We start from the raw sequence: 2,256 nt of genomic DNA on the forward strand, positions 1-2,256 counted from the left end.
AAAAAAGTTCATTAAAACAGCCTGTTAATCCCGCTTTGCTCTCAACTTGCGGTTGTCGCAAGCTGAGAAGCAATCCTGCCCCCGCAACCACTGAGTTCCACAAAGGCCCGGCATTCGCCCGGGCCTTTGTCGTTTCAGCGCCTTTCTGCGCGGTGAAACGCAGAATGCGACCCAGTTCGCCGTGCAGAACCGCGAAGGACTCTCCCCGCTTGCGGCCCGGTGTGATCACAATCTTTTCGATCAGCGCCCGTAGCGCCTGTGTCGCTTCCGGCCGGTCCTCCGGATCGTTGAGGGAGGCGGCGAGGCGTTCGACTTTCTGTCGGAAGATCTCCGCGACCTGCGGATGGATGTCCGGCGTGGCGTCATCCGCCTCTTTCAGGCTGGCCCTGAGTTCCTGTTCCCGCTGCCGCAACTCGGTCAGACGCTGCTTGATGCCTTCGTCGTAAAGACCATTCTCGATCGCGTCGAAAATGCCTTTCACGCCTTTCTCGATCTTGCCCAGCTCCGTTTTCCAGGCGCTGATGCTGGCGCGCCGTTCATGATTCAGCCGGTTGGTTTCCTCGACATAGGCGCGCATCGCCTCGGCTGCGGCCTCCGGCGCGAGCAGCCTTTCCTTGAGGCCGGTCAGCACGCGCTCTTCCAGTTCTTCGCGCCCGACGGTGACGGTCGTGGTGCAACCGCGACGGGCGATGCGGTTCGAGCAGGCGAAGCGGTCCTTCTGGCGCAGGGAGTAGGTGCCGCCACAGACACCACAGAACACCATGCCGGAGAACAGCGCCTTGGGGCGGTGCGTTCCATTGAGGCGGTTCACGGCCGACTTCCTGACTGCCGTGATGACGTTCGCGTATTTGGCGGCAATCTCTGCCTGTTTGCGTCGGACCGCCTGCCACAGATCGTCGTCAATGATGCGGAGTTCCGGCACATCCTTGATGATCCATTCAGATTCCGGATTCATCCGTGAGACCCGGCGGCCGGTGCTGGGGTTTTTCATGTAGCGAAGGCGGTTCCAGACCAGTCGTCCGATATAGAGTTCGTTGTTGATAAGACCGGTACCACGCTGGACGTGACCCCGGATCGTGGTGTCGACCCACGGGTTTCCCTGGGGACCGGGGACGCCTTCGTCGTTAAGGGTGCGTGCGATCAGGCGCGGACTGACGCCAGCGGCGAAATCCCGGAAGACCCGTTTGACCACGGCGGCTTCGGCCGGCTCGATCTCCCGGTCACCCCGGATCGGCTCGCCATGGGCGTCGAACTGGCGGACGACCTTGTAGCCGTAGCACAGGCCACCGCCGGATTTTCCTGCCTCGACCCGGCCCTGAAGGCCGCGATGGGTCTTGGCGGCCAGATCTTTCAGGAAGAGGGCGTTCATCGTGCCCTTCAGGCCGACATGCAGTTCGCTGATTTCGCCTTCCGAGAGCGTGACGATGGTCACGCCGGCGAATTTCAGGTGTTTGAACAGGGTGGCGACGTCAGCCTGATCACGGGAGATGCGATCCAGCGCCTCAGCCAGCACGATGCTGAAATGACCGCGCCGTGCATCCTGAAGCAGGGTCTGGATACCGGGGCGCAGGATCATGCTGGCGCCGGATATTGCCGCGTCATGGTAGGTATCCACGACCTTCCATTTTTCACGCTTCGCGTGGGCGCGGCAGATGCGGAACTGGTCGTCGATCGACGCGGCGCGCTGGTTGTCGGAGGAATAGCGGGCATAGAGCGCGACGCGGATCATGGCAGGACTCCGGGCAGTGTCTTTCGGGTTGGAGAAGGCGAAAAAGCTTACCTCTGGTTTGCCCTCCGGGCGGTAGTCAATTCGGATCGTCTGACGATCACGATTTCCGGGCGAGTTTCAATGTTCGTCTGCCACGATGTCCATGACGCCTCTGGCGTTCGTATTCCTCACGGGCCATCTGCCGACCGATCAGCCGGGCCAGACGTAGGACGCTCACGTCCGTTAGGTGTGGATCGACATCGCCGCTAGGTAGAATGATTTCGATCAGAGAAGGTCTGTATCGCGTATTCATGGTGGTTCTCCAGGGAGGCCTGGAGCCATTGGGCGATGTCATACAGTCGTGGAAAAGGCGAAAATCACGTGATGCGGCAATCGGCGGTGTTTGCGTAAGTAATGGGATGGATGAGTAAACATCAACGGGCAGGCGGGGGAGGGGTGTATGTCATGGTGGGTTTTTAATGGATTCGCGTCTCCAGGCCGGCTGTCTGCTTGTGCATTGAGCAGACAGCCGGCAATCGCCGTCATGT

At 60.5% G+C, this 2,256-nt stretch carries 3 protein-coding genes; all 3 read right to left on the minus strand.

Annotation, left to right across the window (positions count from 1 at the left end; all coding sequences use genetic code 11):
• The coding region (locus J2D75_RS14175; RefSeq protein ID WP_207855435.1) for a recombinase family protein at positions 1–1,729 on the minus strand (1,729 nt) is incomplete at its 3' end.
• A gap of 97 nt (positions 1,730–1,826) precedes the next feature.
• On the minus strand, positions 1,827–2,021 hold the full coding sequence (locus J2D75_RS14180; RefSeq protein ID WP_207855437.1) for a hypothetical protein: 195 nt from the start codon (positions 2,019–2,021) through the stop codon (positions 1,827–1,829).
• Between the two features lie 38 nt (positions 2,022–2,059).
• Positions 2,060–2,256, minus strand: a 197-nt coding sequence (locus J2D75_RS14185) for a hypothetical protein (protein ID WP_207855438.1), incomplete at its 5' end; no start/stop codon positions are given.

The organism is Acetobacter suratthaniensis (assembly GCF_017377745.1).
Taxonomy (GTDB): domain Bacteria; phylum Pseudomonadota; class Alphaproteobacteria; order Acetobacterales; family Acetobacteraceae; genus Acetobacter; species Acetobacter suratthaniensis.

Coding starts and splice junctions, on each gene's coding strand:
- J2D75_RS14180 (WP_207855437.1), bottom strand. CDS start 2,021: ATGAATACGCGATACAGACCTTCTCTGATCGAAATCATTCTACCTAGC.